The sequence below is a fragment of the Phytohabitans houttuyneae genome (genome assembly GCF_011764425.1).
In the GTDB taxonomy this organism is placed as follows: Bacteria; Actinomycetota; Actinomycetes; order Mycobacteriales; family Micromonosporaceae; genus Phytohabitans; species Phytohabitans houttuyneae.
This window is the reverse complement of sequence record NZ_BLPF01000003.1, coordinates 1,356,465-1,374,342: the sequence shown is the minus strand read 5'-3', so window position 1 is coordinate 1,374,342 and position 17,878 is coordinate 1,356,465. Positions and strand designations below refer to the sequence as shown.

14 protein-coding genes and 2 pseudogenes are annotated in these 17,878 nt (G+C 71.8%); 12 read left to right on the top strand and 4 right to left on the bottom strand.

The annotated features are described in order from the left end of the window. Window positions 1-25: 25 nt before the first annotated feature. On the bottom strand, window positions 26-3,316 hold the full coding sequence (locus Phou_RS41225) for a galactose-binding domain-containing protein (RefSeq protein ID WP_173068159.1): 3,291 nt from the start codon (window positions 3,314-3,316) through the stop codon (window positions 26-28). 113 nt (window positions 3,317-3,429) lie between these two features. On the opposite strand from Phou_RS41225, the pseudogene Phou_RS41220 reads away from it, so the two are divergent. The 4 genes and pseudogenes from Phou_RS41220 to Phou_RS41210 all read left to right on the top strand — a co-directional run bounded on the left by Phou_RS41220 (window position 3,430) and on the right by Phou_RS41210 (window position 7,016). Next, window positions 3,430-4,529, top strand: a pseudogene (locus Phou_RS41220) (M24 family metallopeptidase). Window positions 4,530-4,555: 26 nt separating this feature from the next. Next, window positions 4,556-5,683: an acyl-CoA dehydrogenase family protein gene (locus tag Phou_RS41215; RefSeq protein ID WP_371872257.1), complete on the top strand. Its 1,128-nt coding sequence runs from the start codon at window positions 4,556-4,558 to the stop codon at window positions 5,681-5,683. A gap of 113 nt (window positions 5,684-5,796) precedes the next feature. Further along, entirely contained in the window at window positions 5,797-6,102 is a 306-nt protein-coding gene (locus tag Phou_RS55160) for a sigma factor (protein WP_308784870.1), read from the top strand. Further along, window positions 5,991-7,016, top strand: coding sequence for an RNA polymerase sigma factor (locus Phou_RS41210; protein WP_308784868.1), 1,026 nt, complete (start codon window positions 5,991-5,993; stop codon window positions 7,014-7,016). Before Phou_RS55160 ends, Phou_RS41210 begins: the two co-directional genes overlap by 112 nt. On the opposite strand, the gene Phou_RS41205 is transcribed toward Phou_RS41210, so the two are convergent. After that, entirely contained in the window at window positions 6,997-7,359 is a 363-nt protein-coding gene (locus Phou_RS41205; protein WP_173068154.1) for a YciI family protein, read from the bottom strand. The two genes, Phou_RS41210 and Phou_RS41205, sit on opposite strands and share 20 nt — an antisense overlap. Window positions 7,360-7,453: 94 nt before the next feature. Between Phou_RS41205 and Phou_RS41200 the strand changes: the two genes are divergently transcribed. Beyond that, window positions 7,454-7,912: an Lrp/AsnC family transcriptional regulator gene (locus Phou_RS41200; RefSeq protein ID WP_173068150.1), complete on the top strand. Its 459-nt coding sequence runs from the start codon at window positions 7,454-7,456 to the stop codon at window positions 7,910-7,912. Here the strand turns inward: Phou_RS41200 and Phou_RS41195 are convergent. Then, window positions 7,890-8,456: a histidine phosphatase family protein gene (locus tag Phou_RS41195; protein WP_173068147.1), complete on the bottom strand. Its 567-nt coding sequence runs from the start codon at window positions 8,454-8,456 to the stop codon at window positions 7,890-7,892. The genes Phou_RS41200 and Phou_RS41195 overlap by 23 nt on opposite strands. Window positions 8,457-9,244: 788 nt before the next feature. On the opposite strand from Phou_RS41195, the gene Phou_RS41190 reads away from it, so the two are divergent. Further along, complete coding sequence (locus Phou_RS41190; RefSeq protein WP_173068144.1) at window positions 9,245-9,439, top strand: CsbD family protein; 195 nt, start codon at window positions 9,245-9,247, stop codon at window positions 9,437-9,439. A gap of 71 nt (window positions 9,440-9,510) precedes the next feature. Here Phou_RS41190 and Phou_RS41185 read toward each other — a convergent pair whose 3' ends face one another. Continuing rightward, complete coding sequence (locus Phou_RS41185; RefSeq protein ID WP_173068141.1) at window positions 9,511-10,848, bottom strand: KamA family radical SAM protein; 1,338 nt, start codon at window positions 10,846-10,848, stop codon at window positions 9,511-9,513. Between the two features lie 65 nt (window positions 10,849-10,913). On the opposite strand from Phou_RS41185, the pseudogene kdd reads away from it, so the two are divergent. The 6 genes and pseudogenes from kdd to Phou_RS41155 all read left to right on the top strand — a co-directional run bounded on the left by kdd (window position 10,914) and on the right by Phou_RS41155 (window position 17,417). Continuing rightward, a pseudogene (kdd, locus tag Phou_RS41180) lies at window positions 10,914-11,917 on the top strand (L-erythro-3,5-diaminohexanoate dehydrogenase). Further along, window positions 11,914-13,422 carry an amidohydrolase gene (locus Phou_RS41175; protein ID WP_173068138.1) on the top strand — a complete coding sequence of 503 codons (1,509 nt, stop codon included), beginning with the start codon at window positions 11,914-11,916 and terminating at the stop codon, window positions 13,420-13,422. Before kdd ends, Phou_RS41175 begins: the two are co-directional and overlap by 4 nt. Window positions 13,423-13,469: 47 nt before the next feature. After that, window positions 13,470-15,026 (top strand): lysine 5,6-aminomutase subunit alpha, encoded by a 1,557-nt coding sequence (gene kamD / locus Phou_RS41170; protein ID WP_173068136.1) that lies wholly within the window; start codon window positions 13,470-13,472, stop codon window positions 15,024-15,026. Next, complete coding sequence (kamE, locus tag Phou_RS41165; RefSeq protein WP_173068132.1) at window positions 15,023-15,778, top strand: lysine 5,6-aminomutase subunit beta; 756 nt, start codon at window positions 15,023-15,025, stop codon at window positions 15,776-15,778. Before kamD ends, kamE begins: the two co-directional genes overlap by 4 nt. Next, on the top strand, window positions 15,775-16,140 hold the full coding sequence (gene kal / locus Phou_RS41160; RefSeq protein ID WP_173068129.1) for a 3-aminobutyryl-CoA ammonia lyase: 366 nt from the start codon (window positions 15,775-15,777) through the stop codon (window positions 16,138-16,140). The genes kamE and kal overlap by 4 nt, the downstream gene beginning before the upstream one ends. Then, window positions 16,137-17,417 (top strand): glutamate mutase L, encoded by a 1,281-nt coding sequence (locus Phou_RS41155; RefSeq protein WP_173068126.1) that lies wholly within the window; start codon window positions 16,137-16,139, stop codon window positions 17,415-17,417. Before kal ends, Phou_RS41155 begins: the two co-directional genes overlap by 4 nt. The last annotated feature ends 461 nt before the right edge of the window (window positions 17,418-17,878 follow it).

Below are 17,878 nucleotides of genomic sequence, written 5' to 3'. Positions count from 1 at the left end.
CCCCTACCCTATGCGGGCCGATCGCCTACGTCGGCGGATACGCCTTCACCTCCAGCAGGCCGACGGAGTCCGCGGCGCTCTGCAGCACCACCCGCAGCTGCGTCGTGCTCACCGTGTTGAACGTGACGTTGTTGTACTGGTCGGCCGCCACCGGGTAGCCGCCCGCGCCGGGCACGTCGACGAAGGTGCTGCCGTTCCAGTACTGCAGCCGCCAGGAGGCCGGCAGGTCGATGCCCTGCCCGTCGTCGAAGAAGTACACCTCGGCGCGGTTGAGCGAGACCGCCGACGGCCAGGTGAGCTGCGCCCACTGCTCACCCTCGTTCGGCCAGGTGCCCCAGCGGGGGTTGACGGTGTCGTTCGACGACGGCGGGTCGATCCCGTCGTTGATCGCGTTCACGTTCTCCCACGAGGAGGTGTACGACGCGGACGGGGTCGCCGAGCCCGCGACGTTGCCGGTCGGCGGGTCCGGGTCGGGGATGGTGCCGCCCCGGTTGTACGCCTTGACCTCGGTCAGGCCCGCCTTGGAACCGGACGCGTGGGTCAGCTGAACCCGGATGCGCTGGGTGGTGACCGGCGCGAAGCGCACGTTGTTGTAGTTGCCCTGCGGCGTGGCCGGCGACTTCACCTGGGACGACACGTTCGTCCAGGTGCTGCCGGACAGGTACTGCACGTTGTACGACGCCGGCGCCCGGTAGGTGGCGTTCTGCGGGCGGCTGTCCCGGAAGTGCAGGCGCAGCTCGTCCACCGTCCGCGACTGGTTGAAGTTGAGCTCGTACCAGTCCTGGGTGTTCGGCGAGCCCGCCGCGCCCCAGATCGGGTCGTTGATCGTGTACCCGTCGATCGCCGCGCCGGTCGACGTGCCCGAGGCGGTGAACGACGCGGTCGCGCTCGCACCCTGCGCCAGGTTGGGCAGCGTCGAGGTGAGGTCGACGCCCGCCTTGGCGAACATGTCGACCATGCGGGCCGAGGACTGCGCCACCGCGTTCGGCGCCTTGACCGGCGAGGTGGTGTTGAAGGCGACCGAGCCGCCGGCCGGCAGCGACACCGCGCCGGTGGCCGGGTTGTAGACCACCCGGGTCAGCTGGTTGACGGTGAACGCGCGCTGCCCGTTGACGAACACCGAGTAGCCCTGCGGCACGCCCGCGTACCGGGTCACGCCGTCGTTCGGGTCGTCCCAGACGATGGAGAGGTCGGTGTCGCGGTACCGCAGGTTGTTGACCGCGAAGTGCGACCACCCGATGTTGATCGGCCACAGCTCGATCTGCGCGTCGTTGCGCGGCCGCAGCCCGGCGACGTCCTCGATGACGGTCCAGTTGCTGCTGCCGAGGATGTTGTGGTGGATCCACGAGCGGTAGTTGATGCTGCGGGACGAGCCGTTCCAGTTCGCCCAGAACTCGTTGGCGTCCGGCCAGGCGGTGTTGCCGCCGACGTACTGCGCCCAGACGTTCCAGTAGAGCAGCTGCTTGTAGTTTTCGGCGGTCATCCACTGGTTCGGGTAGTTGCGCAGCGCCGAGCCGTACAGCCGGAACTGCACCGTCGAGTTGATGGTGGAGAAGTTGTTGCTGCCCGGCTGCCCGGCCGCGGCGGCCGCCGCCTTGTCGACCTGGTTCGCCGTGTAGAACGGGAAGATCGGGTACTCGGCGGGGTTGTCGAACAGGCGCAGCGCCTGGCGGTACTGGTCGGTGTTCGGCATCAGCCCGACGGCGTAGGGGTAGTAGTTGTTGATCTCCTTCCACGGCACGTGCGTGTTCGTCGAGACGTGCCGGTGCTCCAGCAGGTTGCGGGACGGGTTCCAGAGCTGGTTGATGATGCCGTCGCGCACCCGGTTGGCGATCGTCTGCATCTCGTTCGCCTTGGCGGTGTTGCCCAGCAGCGTGTACGCCTGCACGGCGGCGAGGGCGTTGCTGTACACGTACGCGCCCTCGGCCCGGTCCAGCCAGCCCGCGCGCCAGTGGAACGAGACCGCGTCGGCGTCGTTGCCGGTCAGCGCGCCCCAGTCGTACTCGATCACGCCGTCGTTGTCGTGGTCGTAGAAGGAGAGCTGCCCCTTGACGTCCTGCTCGGCGTAGCGGGCGAAGTTGCCCAGCATCGCCGGCTGTCCACCGTGGATCTGGTACGCCCGCCAGCCGGCCTCGGAGATGTACTGGGTGTAGGAGTTGGACCAGTTGGCCGGGTCACCGGGGTTGTCCATGTACCGGCCGTTGCGCGAGACGCTGCCGACGTTGAGCCAGTTGCCGTACGCGTACTTCGGGTCGCGCAGGTACTTCAGGTCGTCGATGTGCATGGGCTGGGTCAGCACGATCGCGTTGTTGTAGCCCAGCGCGCCCTCCACAGAGGACGGGAACTGGAAGGTCTGGCCGGGGATGTCGCCGTCGAAGTTGTTGAAGCGCATCAGCCACCAGCGGTAGTAAATGTTCTTCTTGATCGCGGCCTCGGGCACGTCGATGTAGGGGACGTTCTCGGCCCACCAGCGGTTGTACGCCCGCACGTGGGTGGCGAACGCGGTCGCGTTGTTGAAGCCGCGGTACGTGTTGTACTCCGACAGCGACTCAGGGATCTCGTTGACGACGAAGCCCATCTGCACCTTGGCCTCGACGGTCTGCCCGGCGCCCACGGTGATCGACCGGTTGAGGCCGCCGCTGTTGACGGCGAACCCGCCGTCACCGCTCAGCCGCGGGAAGAGCGTGGTCAGGCTGTTGTACGAGGCGCGCTGCCCGGTCAGCTCGCTGCCGCTGGCGGTGGTCGCGTACGGCGAGGTGGCCCGCAGCTGCAGCGTGGTCGACGCCGAGCCGCTGTTGGTGATCGACAGGTTGGTCACCAGCACGTTGTTGTCGGTGATGAACTTGGTCTGGTTGACCCGGATCGAGCCGGACGTGTGCACGCTGCGCCAGTGGCTGGGCGCCTGCCAGCGCTGCGCCGCCTGCTCGGTGAACGTGCCGGGCGTGATCGCCACCGTGTACGCGCTCTGGTCGCTGATGCTCTCGAAGTAGGCCACCCGGCCGGCGAAACCGATGGTCCCGGGCGTGTGGATCTTCATGAACGCGCCGCGGCCGCGGGTCATCAGGATGCCGCCGTCCGCGTCGGACGGGTCGCTGCCCGAGCGGGACAGCAGGCGGTCGACCCAGAAGTCGGTGCCGGACGCCTCGGCGTCGTAGATGGCCCGCATCATGTTCGCGGTGGTGTAGCCGACCGGCGGCTGCGGGACCGCGGGGCCGGAGAAGGTGGGAAGGCCGATCGTCTGAGCGGCGCTGGCGGGAGAGGCCAGCAGCGCGGCCGCGAGTATGGCAACGGCGGCCGCCGCTAGGGGTTTGCGCATCGCGTAACTCCTACGAGGGGGACCGGGCGAAACCGGTGCGAGACCGGTGTGAGCGACGCCGCCCGGCCGCGCTCACGTGATGCGTATGGGGGAGCGTACATTACGCTCGGCCCGTGCTCTACCCACCGGAACGCCTCGCGCACGCACAGACGGCCATCACTGCGGCGGGCCTCGACGCGCTGCTGCTGACACCCGGCTCCGACCTGCGCTACCTGACCGGCTACAACGCGCACGCCCTCGAGCGCCTGACCTGCCTGGTCCTGCCCGCCGAGGGACCGCGACGCTCATCGTGCCGCGCCTGGAGCGCCCCGCGGCCGAGGCGTCGCCGGCACCCGGCACCGGGGTCGCCGTCATCGACCACGTGGACGGTGAGGACCCGTACCCCCTGGTGCGGAAGGCGCTCGGCGGACCCGTACGTGCCGTCGGCCTGGCGGACCGGATGTGGGCGGCGCAGGTCCTGGCCCTGCGCGCGGCGCTGCCGGACGCGGCGCAGCGCCTGGCCAGCGAGGTCATCGCCCCGCTGCGGATGCGCAAGACGCCGGCGGAGGTGGCGGCGCTGCGCGAGGCCGGCGCGGCGATCGACGCGGTGCACGCGCGGATGGGCGAGTGGCTGCGCGCCGGCCGGACCGAGGCCGAGGTCGGCCTGGACATCGCGCGGGCGATCCGGGAGGCCGGCCACGAGACGGTGGACTTCGTGATAGTCGCCTCCGGGCCGAACGGCGCCAGCCCGCACCACGCCACCTCCGACCGCGTGATCGCGCCGGGCGACCCGGTCGTCGTCGACATCGGTGGCACGATGCCGTCGGGCTACTGCTCCGACTCGACCAGGACCTACGTCGTGGGCACGCCGCCGAGCGAGTTCACCGGGTACTACGAGGTGCTGCACGCCGCGCAGAAGGCGGCCGTGGCCGCGGTGCGCCCCGGCGTGAGCGCCTCGTCGGTCGACGCGGCCGCGCGTTCGCCCATCGCGGACGCCGGCTACGGCGAGGCGTTCGTGCACCGCACCGGCCACGGGATCGGGCTGGACGGGCACGAGGACCCGTACATCGTGACGGGCAACGATTTGCCGCTGGAGCCGGGGATGGCGTTCTCCGTCGAGCCGGGCATCTACCTGGCCGGCCGCCACGGCGCGCGGATCGAGGACATCGTGGTGTGCACCGATGGCGGCGTCGAGCGGCTCAACACGCTTGGCACCGAGTTGGTGGAGCTGTAACCCTAACGACCGTTAAGCTAGTGGGCATGGAACGTCTCCTGCCCACGCCCGAGGCGTACGAGCTGCTGGACCTCGCCCGCGAGCTGGCCGATGGCGAGCTGGCCCCGCGGGTGGACGACTTCGAGGCGCGCGGCGAGTTCCCGCGCGAGGTGATCCGCACGATCGGCCGCGCCGGCCTGCTCGGCCTGCCCTACCCGGAGGACCTCGGCGGCGCCGGCCAGCCGTACGAGGTCTACCTGCAGGTGGTGGAGATCCTCGCCGGTCGGTGGCTGGCCGTCGCGGAGGCGGTCAGCGTCCACACGCTGTCCTGCTATCCGGTGTACGCACACGGCGGCGAGCAGCTGCGCAAGCTCCTGCCCGACATGCTCGGCGGCGAGCTGCTGGGCGCCTACTGCCTGAGCGAGCCGCAGGGTGGCTCCGACGCCGCCAGCCTGGCCACGAAGGCGGTGCTGGACGGCGAGGCGTACGTGGTCACCGGCACCAAGGCGTGGATCACGCACGCCGGCCGGGCCGACTTCTACAACATCTTCTGCCGTACCGGCGGGGAGGGCTCGCACGGCATCTCCTGCCTGCTGGCCGACGCGGCCACGCCGGGCATCGTGCCGCAGGCGCCGGAGAAGACGATGGGGCTGCGCTCGTCCCCGGTCGCCCAGATCGCGTTCGACGGCGCCCGCGTCCCCGCCGACCGCCTCGTGGGCGCCGAGGGCACCGGCTTCCGGATCGCGATGGAGGCGCTCGACTCGGGCCGCCTGGGCATCGCGTCCTGCGCGGTCGGTCTCGCCCAGGCGGCGCTCGACTACGCGGTGGGGTACGCCCGGGAGCGCGAGCAGTTCGGCCGCTCCATCCTGGACTTCCAGGGCATCCGCTTCATGCTCGCCGACGCCGCGACCGGCATCGCGGCGGCGCGGGCGCTGGTGCTGGCCGCGGCGCGGCTCAAGGACGCCGGCCGCCCGTACTCGGCCGAGGCCGCGAAGGCCAAGCTCTTCGCGACGGACATGGCGATGCGCGTGACGACGGACGCGGTGCAGGTGCTGGGCGGGTACGGCTACGTGGCGGACCATCCGGTGGAGCGGTACATGCGCGAGGCCAAGGTGCTGCAGATCGTCGAGGGCACCAACCAGATCCAACGCCTGGTGATCGCCAAGTCGTTGTGACGGGGGGTTAGGCGCGATCGTGGTACCTGGCTGTAGCGGGGGCAACAGTCAGGTACCACGATCGGTCACCGACCACTGTCGGCACCCGTCCTCCGGGTCTCTAGGCTGGCGGCGTGGGCGGGGTGAAGGCGCTGCTCGACCGGGTGTGGCGCGACGAGGCGGGCAGCATGCTCGGCGTGCTCAGCCGGCGCCTCGGCGACCTCGACCTCGCCGAGGACGCGCTGCAGGAGGCGGTCGGTGAGGCGCTGCGGCGCTGGCCCGCCGACGGCGTGCCGGACAGCCCCACCGGGTGGTTGGTCACGGCGGCGTGGCGCAAGGCGGTCGACCGGCTGCGGCGGGAGCGGGCCGGCCGGAGAAGCTCGCGCTCGTCGCCGGTGAGCCGCCGGCCGAGCCGACCGGGGACGACCGGCTGGCGCTGATCTTCGCGTGCTGCCACCCGTCGCTGAACGAGCCGCTGCAGGTGGCGTTGACGCTGCACGCGGCGAGCGGGCTGGCGGCGGAGGCGATCGCGGCCGCGTTCCTGGTGCCGACGCCGACGATGGCGCAGCGGCTGGTGCGGGCCAAGCGGCAGCTGCGCGCCGGCGGGGTGCGGTTCGAGCTGCCGCCGCCGGAGGAGTACCCGCTGCGGCTGCCCGCGGTGCTCGCCACCGTGTACCTGGTCTTCAACGAGGGGTACCTGGCCAGCGCCCGGGACACCCCGCAGCGGCGCGACCTCACCCGCGAGGCGCTCGACCTGGCGCGCCAGCTCGCCGCGCTGATGCCGGGGGAGCCGGAGGCGGCGGGGCTGGCCGCGCTCCTGGAGCTGAACGAGGCGCGTGCCGCCACCCGCTTCGACGCCGAGGGGCGGTTGGTGCTGCTGGAGGAGCAGGACCGTACCCGATGGGACCGGCGTGCGATCGAGGCCGCGGCCGCGCGCCTGCGGCGGGCGGTGACCCTCGACCGGCCCGGGCCTTACCTGCTGCAGGCCGCGATCGCCGCACAGCACGCGCTCGCCCCCACGTACGCGCGAACGGACTGGGCGGCCATCCGCGGCCTCTACGACACGCTCTACCTCGTCCAGCCGACGCCCGTGGTGCGGCTGGGGCGGGCGGTGGCGACCCGGTACACGGACGGGCCGGCCGCCGCGCTGGCCGAGGTGGACGAGCTGGCGCAGCGGCTGTCCGGGTACCGGCTGTGGCACTCCACGCGCGCCGAGCTGCTGCGTGACCTGGGCCGCGACGAGGAGGCGGCCGAGGCCACGCGGCGGGCGCTCGCGCTGGCCACCAACCCGGCCGAGCGCGAGCTGCTCGCGCGCCGCCTCGGCAGTGGCTCGCTCAGTCCTCGCGTTGGATGATGGGGCGGACCTCGACCTTTTCGTCGAACGGCGCGATGGCCGGCCACGTCGACGCGATCGCCACCGCCTCGTCGAGGTCGTCGCAGTCGAGGTTGATGATGCCGGCGATGACCTCCTTGAGCTCCAGGAACGGGCCGTCGGTCACCACCGGTCGCCCGTCGGTGCCGCGGCTGATGGTCTTGGCCTTGCGCACCGAGTCGAGCTGGGCGCCGCCGTCGACCACCTTGCCGGCGGCGTGCCACTTGTCGTACCAGGCGAAGATCTCCTGGTACACGGACTGGGTCTTCTCCTCGTCCGCGCCCCAGCCTTCCTCGTCCACCGAGATCAACATGACGTAGCGCATCGGTTCAACTCCCTCTCGCTCCGGCGCTGATTCTGTCGGGATGACGAACCGCGCGCTGCCGCACTCGACATCTCCCGCCGTGTAGTTTTCTCGCGTGGAGGAGATCGATCGCGCCATCCTCGCGGCGCTCACCGCGGACGGCCGCCTGTCGTACACGGACCTGGCCGAGCGGGTGGGGCTGTCGGTGTCCGCGGTGCACCAGCGGGTGCGGCGGCTGGAGCAGCGCGGCGTCATCAAGGGGTACGGCGCGCGCGTCTCGTACGAGGCGCTCGACCTGCCGTTGAGCGCGTTCATCGCGATCCGCCCGCTCGACCCGTCGCAGCCCGACGACGCGCCCGACCGGCTCGCCCACCTGCCCGAGATCGACTCCTGCTACTCGGTGGCGGGGGAGGACTTCTACATGCTGCTGGTGCGCGTGGCCAGCCCGGCCGAGCTGGAGCGCCTGCTGCAGCAGATCCGCACCGCGGCGAACGTGACCACCCGCACCACCGTCGTCCTCTCCACCCCCTACGAGGGGCGGCCGCCGCGGATCACGCGTTCCACTGGCGGATGACCGGGCGGCGGTGCTCGTAGCCCAGGACCGAGATCGTGGCGGTGTCCAGCCGCAGCTTGCCGCCGCCGCTGGCCGGCAGCTCCACCCACCGCGCGCCGGCCACCCGCAGCGCGTGGCCGTGCCCGACCAGCGCCACGTCACCCCGCTCGGCGGCCACGCGCGCTTTGGCGAGCGCCCGGTCGAGGCGCGCGCCCACCTGGTCGGGGGACTCGCCGCCGGGGCAGCCGTCGGTCCAGAGGTTCCAGTGTGGATCGCGGGTGCGGTGGATCTCGTCGGTGGTGATCCCCTCGTACTCCCCGTAGTCCCACTCCACCAGGTCCGCGTCCACCTCGGACACCGCGAGGCCGGCCAGCTTCGCGGTGCGCAGCGCCCGCTTGCGCGGGCTGCAGAAGACCGCGACGAACGCCCGGCCGGCGAGGGTGCGCCCGGTCGCGCGGGCCTGTTGCTCGCCGTCGGCCGTCAGGTCGATGTCGGTGTACGACGTGTGCCGGTGCGCGGCGCTCCACTCGGTCTGACCGTGGCGCACGAGTACGACTTCCCCCACGCGCCCAGTCAACCAGAGCCGGCGCCGCCTCGCCCTCCACCCAAGACACCTAGCCTCCTAGGACGCTGTAGGGGTTGTGGCGCTCGGCTGTTCGGTTGGCGGGTGCTCGCCCGAGCGTGAGGTGTGGTCGCGGTAGGACGGTCGCAGCAGCCGCGATGATCAGCAGCCTGGCTCGGGTACAGATCAGGTGCAGGCGCAGGCACCAGAAGGAACCCAGAGGGTGAGGCGCAGGCGCCGTTAACCAGTCCAGCCGCCAGCAGCGGAGCATTACCGGTGACCGCGCCACGCCGGGCCGGGCCGGGTACGGTCGCCCGGCATGCCGGGCGACCCAGGGAACGCCCGCCCTTCGTCGCCGACGAGCGCACGCAGCTCGACCTGCAGCGGGCGACCGGCAGTCACGGACCGCGGCCCCGCGTCCGCCCACGATGCGGCGCCGTCCTGCAGGGCTTTACTACCGTCAGTGACCATCCGTCGGACGCATGCGGCGCCGCAGTCGAGATCTTGGTGAGTTGGCGCGCTATTCCGACGCTAACTTGCCAAGATCTGCCGGTTCGGCGCCTGGGTTGAGCTGGGCGACCGCGGAGGGTGAGGCCGCGGGAGCAACGGTCCGGACCACCGCGGACATCGCGGTAGCTCGCATATGGCTCGGGGTGGGTCTTTCGAGGACGCATACCTAGCTTCCTAGGACGCCTTACGGGGTGTGCCATGCGGCACAGGGGAGCGGGTTTTCACCGACCGAGGAGCGGGCACCTCAAGGTCAGAGGTGAACTACCTAGGAGGACCTTGCGATGAGCTTCGCGGATAAGGCAAAGAACAAGGCCGAAGAGCTGAAGGGCACGGTCAAGGAGCGCATCGGCGACGCCACCGACAACGAGCGCATGCAGGCCGAGGGCGCCAGTGAGCGTACGGCCGCGAAGGCCAAGCAGGCCGGCGAGCACGTGAAGGACGCCGGCCGCGACGCCCGGGACGTGTTCCGGGGCTGACTTTGGCTTAGCTCGAACCCATCTGCCGCACGCGGGACGTCCACACAGGACGTCCCGCGTCGCGTTGTGTGTCAGGCGTTCTGCTGCTGCTTGCGCCACCACTTCTGGCCGGAGTCGGGCAGGGTGTCGATCGGGTCGTAGTACGGGTACTGGCGGGCCAGCGCCTCGTCGTCCTCCTGCTCGATGGAGGTGCGGTAGTTCTTGGTCCAGTACGAGATGCCGTGTTCGCGGTCGTACTCGGTGACCATGTGTACCCAGCGCTTGCCGACCAGCGGTACGTCGCACACGATGCGGGGCGTGGCGTAGCCGGGCAGGTAGCCCATGATGTCGTGCTGGAGCTCCTGGGCCTGCCACACGGGCACGCGCCAGTGTTCGGCGTTGGGGATCATGTCGCACATGTAGAAGTAGTACGGCAGGATGCCGGCCTCGCCCTGGAGCGCGAAGCACAGGTCGAGCAGCTCGGGTGTGGTGGCGTTGACGCCGCGCATGAGGACGCCCTGGTTGCGTACGTCGCGTACGCCGACTTCGAGTGCGGTCTGCGCGGCGCGGGCGACCAGCGGGGTGAGTGAGTTGGCGTGGTTGACGTGGGTGTGGATGGCGAGGTTGACGCCGCGGCGGGCGGCGGTGCGGGCGACGCGTTCGAGGCCTTCGACGACGTCGGGCTGGAGCCAGTGTTGCGGCAGGCCCATGAGTGCCTTGGTGGCGAGGCGGATGTCGCGGATGGTCTCGATGTCGAGCAGGCGCATGAGGTACGACTCGAGGTGGCGCCAGGGGACGTTGGCCACGTCGCCGCCGGATACGACGACGTCGCGGACGCCGGGGTGGGCGCGCAGGTAGGTGATGTGCGCGTCGTAGCGGTCGGTGGGTTTGAGGGTGAGCTTGAGTTTGTCGACGGCGGGTGTGGAGTTGCCGACGAGGTCCATGCGGGTGCAGTGGCCGCAGTACTGCGGGCAGGTGGAGAGCAGTTCGGCGAGGACCTTGGTGGGGTAGCGGTGGGTGAGGCCTTCGGCGACCCACATGTCGTGCTCGTGGAGGGAGTCGCGGGTGGCGTGCGGGTGTGAGGGCCAGTCGGTGCGGCGGTCGGAGGCGACCGGGATCATGTAGCGCCGGATGGGGTCGGCGTAGAAGTCGCCGGTCGACATGGTGTTGAGCATCTGGGGCGGTACGAGCATCGACATGGTGGCGTGTGTGCCCTGGTCGGCGGCGAGGTCGTCGTAGAACGTGTCGGGGACGAGGTCGCCGAGGACGGCGTGGAGCTGTTTGGCGTTTTTGACGCAGTGGGCGCGTTGCCACTGCGCGGACTCCCACTGCTCGCGGGTGACGTCGCGCCAGCCGGGGAAGCGGGCCCAGTCGGGTTCGACGAGCTCGCGCCGGCGGTACTCGTATGGCTGTCCCACGTCGGCCCCCATGCTAGAAATTGTCCTGTGATCTAGATAATCTACCGTAAGATTTCCTGCGGAAGAGGGCAAGGGACATGACTTCACCGGTTGGGCTGCATCGCGTGCTGGCGCCGGCGGGTGTGTTGCCGCAGGCGGCGGAGCGCCTCGACGCGCGCCCGGAGGTGGGTGCGGACGAGGTGCGGATCGCGGTCGAGCGGCTCAACCTGGACGCGGCGAGCTTCCGGCAGCTGTGGGAGAAGCACGGCGGTGACGGCGACGCGGTGCGGGCCGAGGTGCTGGAGATCGTCGAGCGGCGCGGCAAGATGCACAATCCGGTCACCGGGTCGGGCGGGATGCTGATCGGGACGGTGGACGAGGTGGGTCCGGACTCGCCGCTGGGGCTGCGGCGCGGTGACCGGGTGGCGACGCTGGTGTCGTTGACGCTGACGCCGCTGCGGATCACGGGTACGGCGTGGGACGGGCGCGGCGAGCAGGTGCCGTGCGCGGGGCACGCGATCCTGTTCGCGCGGTCGGTGGCGGCGGTGCTCCCCGACGACCTGGATCCGCGGCTGTCGCTGGCGGTGCTCGACGTGTGCGGCGCTCCGGCGTTGACGGCGCGGGTCGTGCGGCCCGGTGCGGCGGTGGCGGTGCTGGGTGCGGCGGGCAAGAGCGGTTCGCTGTCCCTGGCCGCGGCGCGGGAGGCCGGTGCCGGTCGGCTGGTGGGGTGGTGCGCGACGCGCGGGAGGCGGCGCTGCTGGGCGGTGCGGGGCTGGCGGACGAGGTGGTGGTCGCGGACGCGCGGGACCCGGTGGCGGTGGCCGCGGCGGTGGGTGTGCCGGTGGACGTGACGGTGGTGTGTGTGGACGTGCCGGGGTGTGAGCACGGGGCGATCCTGGCCACGGCGGCGGGCGGCACGGTGGTGTTCTTCTCGATGGCGACGAGCTTCGCGGCGGCGGCGTTGGGCGCGGAGGGGCTGGCGGCCGATGTGACGATGCTGGTCGGCAACGGGTATGTGCCGGGGCACGCCGACTATGCCCTGGACCTGGTGCGCAAAGTCTCCTCCGTGCGGCATCTGTTCGAGGGCAGACTGAGCGCATGACTGCTGCCTCCACCCTGTACCGGAATGGTTCCGTCTACAGCCCGGCGGACCCGACGGCGTCCGCGTTGCTGGTGCGTGACGGCGTGATCGCGTGGGTCGGCCCGGACGCCGACGCGCCGGCGGCCGACGTGACCGTGGATCTGGACGGCGCGCTGGTGACGCCGGCGTTCGTCGACGCGCACGTGCATGCCACGGACACCGGGTTGGCGCTGTCGGGGCTGGACGTGAGCGGGGCGCGTTCGGCGGGTGAGGTGCTGGCGGCGGTGGCGGCGTTCGCGGGTGGGCTGCCGGGTGACGCGGTGGTGCTGGGGCACGGGTGGGACGAGACGACGTGGGTGGACCAGGCCAAGCCGGACGCGGCGGCGTTGGAGCGGGCGGCGGGCGGGCGCCGGGTGTACCTGTCGCAGGCGTCGATCCATTCGGCGCTGTGTTCGCCGTCGCTGCTGTCGGCGGCGCGGGGTGTGCCGGGGTTCGACGAGTCGGGGTGGGTGCGGCGGGAGGCGCACCACGTGGTGCGGGAGCTGGCGCTGGGTTCGGTGCCGGCGCCGCAGCGGACCCTCGCGCAGCGGGCGACGCTGGCGCGGGCGGCGGCGCTGGGCATCGCGGCGGTGCACGAGTGTGGTGGGCCGGGCACGTCGAGCGAGGCCGACTTCACCGGGTTGCTCGCGCTTTCCGGGCAGGGGCTGCCGGAGGTGTACGGGTACTGGGGTGAGCTGATGGCGGCGGCGAAGGCGCGCGAGCTGGGCGCGGTGGGTGCCGGTGGTGACCTGTACGCGGATGGGGCGCTGGGTTCGCAGACGGCGCATCTGTCGGAGTCCTACCTGGACGCGGATGGGTGCGGCCACGGGTACGTGACGGCGGAGCAGGTGCGTGACCATCTGCTGGACTGTGCGGCGCACGGGGTGCAGGGCGGGTTCCACGCGATCGGTGACGCGGCGATCGGGACGGTGCTGGCGGGGTTCCGGGAGGCGGCGGGGAAGCTCGGTGTGGAGAAGCTGCGGGACGCGCGGCACCGGGTCGAGCACGCCGAGATCATGAACAAGCGGCTGATCGCGGGCTTTGTGGAGTTCGGGATCGTGGCGAGCATGCAGCCGGCGTTCGACCGGTTGTGGGGTGGCGAGTCGCAGATGTACGCGCAGCGGCTCGGTGTGGCGCGGTCGCTTGAGTCGAACCCGATGGGTGCGATGCACGGGGTGGGTGTGGCGCTGGCGTTCGGGTCGGATTCGCCGGTGACGCCGCTGGATCCGTGGGGCGGTGTGCGGGCGGCGGTGCGGCATTTCAACCCGGTGCAGCGGATGAGTGTGCGGGCGGCGTTCGCGGCGCACACGCGGGGTGGTTGGCGGGCGGTGCACCGGGACGGCGAGGGTGTGCTGTCGCCGGGTGCGCCGGCGACGTTCGCGGTGTGGTCGGTGCCGTCGGGGTTGGACAAGGGGCTGCCGGTGCTGGACGAGCTGCCGGTGTGCCGGCGCACGGTGCTGCGCGGAGACGCGATCTACGAGGGATAGCGCTGCCGGGGCTTCGCCACCGGCGGCGATTGACGAGGGTGACACGCATGGGCAAGCTCGGTCTCGATCCGGGGACCGTCGCGCGGGCGCGGGAGCTCGCGGCGCAGGCCGGGCGGCCCGTGGTGGAGCTGGCGCGTGGTCACACGACGGTGTCGGTGGAGCGTGCGGTGCTGCGGCTGGCGGGGGTTGCCGGTGCCGACCCGGACGGTATCCCGTGGGTGAATCGCCTGGTGGACGCGGTTGTCGCGGATGTGGGGCTGGGTCACGGTGTGGCGCTGCCGGTGTTCGACGCGTTGCTGCGTGAGGGTGTCGACGATGTGACGCTGCTGGCGCAGAAGGCGGCGGCGGGGTCGGTGCGGTTTTCGGTGCCGGATGGTCGTTTCCGGACGGCGGCGCGGCGGGTGGCGGATCGGCAGGTGCGGGCGGGGCTGCGGCGGATCGACCGGCGGCGGGTGGAGCGGGACCGTTTGATCAAGCGGTTCGGTGACGCGCCGCGCCGGCCGTGGATCTATCTGATCGTGGCGACCGGTGACATCTTCGAGGACATCCCGCAGGCGCAGGCGGCGGCGCGGGCGGGCGCGGACGTGATCGCGGTGATCCGGTCGACGGGGCAGTCGTTGCTGGACTACGTGCCGGAGGGTGCGACGCGGGAGGGGTTCGCGGGTACGTACGCGACGCAGGAGAACTTCCGGCTGATGCGGGCGGCGCTGGATGAGACGTCGGCGCGGCTGGGGCGGTACGTGCGGTTGACGAACTACGCGTCGGGGCTGTGCATGCCGGAGATGGCGGTGCTGGCCGGCCTGGAGCGGCTGGACATGATGTTGAACGACTCGATGTACGGGATCCTGTTCCGGGACATCAACCCGATCCGCACGTTTGTGGACCAGCGGTTTTCGCGGCAGGTGCACGCGCGGGCCGGGATCGTCATCAACACCGGTGAGGACAACTACCTGACGACGGCGGACGCGCTCGAGGCGGCGCACACGGTGACGGTGTCGCAGCTGTTGAACGAGTACTTCGCGCACGAGGCGGGTCTGGCGGACTGGCAGCTGGGGCTGGGGCACGCGTTCGAGATCAACCCGGATCTGCCGGAGTCGTTCCGGCTGGAGCTGGCGCACGCGTTGCTGGCGCGGGAGCTGTTTCCGGACGCGCCGTTGAAGTGGATGCCGCCGACCCGGCACATGACCGGTGACGTGTTCCGGGGCAACCTGCTGGACGGGTTCTTCAACCTGGCGGGTGCGATGACCGGGCAGGGGATCCTGCTGGTGGGGATGATGACCGAGGCGGTGGTGACGCCGTGGCTGTCGGACCGGGACATCGCGCTGCAGAACGTGCGGTACGTGCTGGACGCGGCGGGTGGGCTGCACGAGGACTTCGCGCCGGCGCCGGGCGGGTTCATCCAGCGGCGCGCGCACCGGGTGCTGGACGAGGCGGTGGAGCTGCTGTCGCGGATCGCGTCGGGTTCGCTGCTGGCGGCGATCGCGGACGGGACGTTCGGCATCATGAAACGCCCGCCGGACCGGGGCAAGGGGTTGGACGGGGTGGCCGCCCACGAGGCGGGCTACTACAACCCGGCGGCTGTGCTGCTGGAGGGGGCGGCGTGAGCGGGCAGGTCGTGCGGCCGTACGGGGACACGACCGGGGACGGGATGGTCCAGGTGTCGTTCACGTTGCCGGTGCCGCATGACAAGCGGGCCGAGGGGGCGGCGCTGCAGCTGGCCGCGAAGATGGGGCTGGAGCCGGCGATGCTGGTGCATGCCCGGCAGATGGGTGACGGGTACACGTTCTTCGTCGTGTACGGGCGGGTCAACCACCTCGTCGACCTGGGTGCGGTGCGGGTCGCGGAGCGGGACTACCCGTTGTTGAGCGCCAAGGACGTCAACACGGCGGTGAAGCGGCGGCTGCGGCGCAAGCTGTCGGTGGTGGGTGCGTGCATCGGCACGGACGCGCACACGGTCGGCATCGACGCGATCCTGAACGTGAAGGGCATCGCCGGTGAGAAGGGCCTTGAGTACTACCGGGAGCTGAAGGTCGTCAACCTCGGCGCGCAGGTGACGGTGCCGGAGCTGGTGGAGGCGGCGCGGGTGGAGAAGGCCGACGCGGTGCTCGTCTCGCAGGTGGTGACGCAGCGGGACGCGCACCTGCACAACGTGCGGGAGATGTCGGCGGCGTTCCGGGAGGCGTTCGCGGCGGCGCGGCGGCCGCTGCTGGTGGCCGGTGGTCCGCGGTTCGACGAGATGATGGCCGGTGAGCTGGGCGTGGATCGGATCTTCGGGCGGGGCACGACGCCGGGTGAGGTGGCCAGCTACCTGGTGCACGCGTTGACCGGGGAGAAGAAGACCGAGGAGAAGGTGTGAGCGAGGGGCTGTCCGTCACCCACCGGCGGTACGTGCCGTACGCGCACGCGCACTATGCCGGTGACCTTGTCGACGGTGCGTACGCGTTGGGGCTGTTCGGGGATGTGGCCACCGAGGTGTGCATCCGGATGGACGGCGACGAGGGTCTGTTCGCGTCCTATTCGGACGTGCAGTTCCGGGCGCCGGTTCGGGCCGGTGACGTGGTCGAGGCGACGGCGACGGTGACGCGGGTGGGCACCCGGAGCCGGACGCTGGAGTTCTCCTGCGTGGTGGTGTGCCGCGGTACCGGCGGTTCGGGTGCGCGGGTGCTGGACCCGCCGGTCGTGGCGGTCACCGCCGTGGGCACCGTCGTCGTGCCGTGAGCGTCGCCGTCTGCGCCGACGTCGGCTCCACCTACACGAAGGTGGCGGTGGTCGACACCGGTGACGGGCGGCTTGTCGCGACCGCCGCGCACCCCACGACCGCGCCGGACGTGATGGCCGGGTTGCGGGCCGCGGTCGGCGCCGCCAGCGCGGGGCTGCCGGCCACTTCCATGCCGTGGTACGTGTGTTCGTCCGCCGGCGGCGGGCTGCGGCTGGCCGTGGTCGGTTTCGAGCGGCTGGTGACCGCCGAGGCCGGGCATCGGGTGGGACTGTCGGCGGGTGCGCGGGTGGTGCACGTGGCCGCCGGCCCGCTGCCGGTGCAGGGGGTGCGGGAGCTGCGCGCCGCCCGGCCCGACGTGGTGCTGCTGGTCGGTGGCACGGACGGCGGTGACGCCGAGACGCTGGTGCACAACGCGTGGCGGCTGGCCCGGTCCCGGTGGCGGGTGCCGGTCGTGGTGGCCGGCAACGCCGACGCCCGCGCCGAGGTGGCGCGGGCGCTGCCGGGGGCGACCATTGTGGACAATGTGCTGCCGCGGATCGGTGTGCTGGCGCCGGGGCCGGCGCGGGCGGCGATCCGGGAGGTGTTCCTGCGGCACGTGATCGGCGGGAAGTTCGGGGCGCGGTTCGCGCGGCTGGTGCGGGCGGCCACGCCGGACGCGGTGCTGGCCGGGGTGGAGCTGCTGGCCGGGCGGACCGGGCGGGGGCTGCTCGTGGTGGACGTGGGTGGTGCGACCACCGACGTGTACTCGGCGTTGCCGCCCGCCGCCGAGCAGGCCGCCGAGGCCGCCGGTTTCCTGCCGGTCGCCCGCACGGTCGAGGGTGACCTGGGTGTGCGGTGGAACGCGCCGGGCGTGGTGGCGGCCGCCGCGGCGGAGAAGCTGCCGCACGGTGCGGGACTGGCCGCGGCGGCGCGGCGGCGGGCGGCCGACCCGGCGCTGATCGGCGACTCAGCCCAGGACGTGGATTTGGCCGTCCTGGCGGCCACGGTCGCGGCGCGGCGGCACGCGCGCGGCGAGGCGGGCGGGTTCGGGCGGCGGGACCTGCGCGAGGCGGCGCTCGTGGTCGGCTCCGGTGGTGTGCTTCGCCATGCGCCGCCCGGGCAGGCGCGGCGGGTGCTCGATGCGGTCCTGTCCGACCACGGTGGCGGGTGGCCGCTGCCGCGGGCGGCGACCACAGTGGTCGATCGGGCGTATGTGCTGGCCGCGGGGGGTTTGCTGGCCGCCGATCACCCGGCCGCGGCGGCGGCGCTGCTGCGTGATCACCTGGGCGGCGGGTGATCGTCGAAACACGCCGGGCGCCGACACGCCGGAGTGGTTGACAGGCCACGGGGGGCGGCACGTACCGTCTTTAGGTCCTACATCGGGGAGCGGCTGTTGTTCGCTTCGTCCCTTCGCCAGCTGGCCAAGCAAGCCGACACCAGGTCCAGCGGGCGGGGGTCGGCGGGGCGGCGCGGACCGGCCGAGGAGCTGAGTCGGTGCTCAGGCAGGGGGGTGACCGCGACCAGTAGACAACGGCGGCGCGGGGGCAGCCAGCTTACGTCCCGTCGGTCCGAAGGTCGTGGAGATCAACTGTCGCACCGGCCCCGGGTAGGGCCTGGGAGCATCGGGGTGTCGCCACGGCGGCGCCCCGATTTTCCGTTTCGCGCCCCCACCCGCGTTCCCGCGACCCGAAATGGCGCTCGCTGCGCGAGCGCGGCGCCCCACGACGGCGCCGGCCGTCCTCGTCGCTACGCTCCTCG

What these genes read in the sequence shown, in the direction of transcription:
- Phou_RS41225 (WP_173068159.1), bottom strand. Translation starts at nt 3,316, where the DNA reads ATGCGCAAACCCCTAGCGGCGGCCGCCGTTGCCATACTCGCGGCCGCG.
- Phou_RS41215 (WP_371872257.1), top strand. Translation starts at nt 4,556, where the DNA reads ATGGAACGTCTCCTGCCCACGCCCGAGGCGTACGAGCTGCTGGACCTC.
- Phou_RS41205 (WP_173068154.1), bottom strand. Translation starts at nt 7,359, where the DNA reads ATGCGCTACGTCATGTTGATCTCGGTGGACGAGGAAGGCTGGGGCGCG.
- Phou_RS41190 (WP_173068144.1), top strand. Translation starts at nt 9,245, where the DNA reads ATGAGCTTCGCGGATAAGGCAAAGAACAAGGCCGAAGAGCTGAAGGGC.
- Phou_RS41185 (WP_173068141.1), bottom strand. Translation starts at nt 10,848, where the DNA reads ATGGGGGCCGACGTGGGACAGCCATACGAGTACCGCCGGCGCGAGCTC.
- Phou_RS41175 (WP_173068138.1), top strand. Translation starts at nt 11,914, where the DNA reads ATGACTGCTGCCTCCACCCTGTACCGGAATGGTTCCGTCTACAGCCCG.
- kamD (WP_173068136.1), top strand. Translation starts at nt 13,470, where the DNA reads ATGGGCAAGCTCGGTCTCGATCCGGGGACCGTCGCGCGGGCGCGGGAG.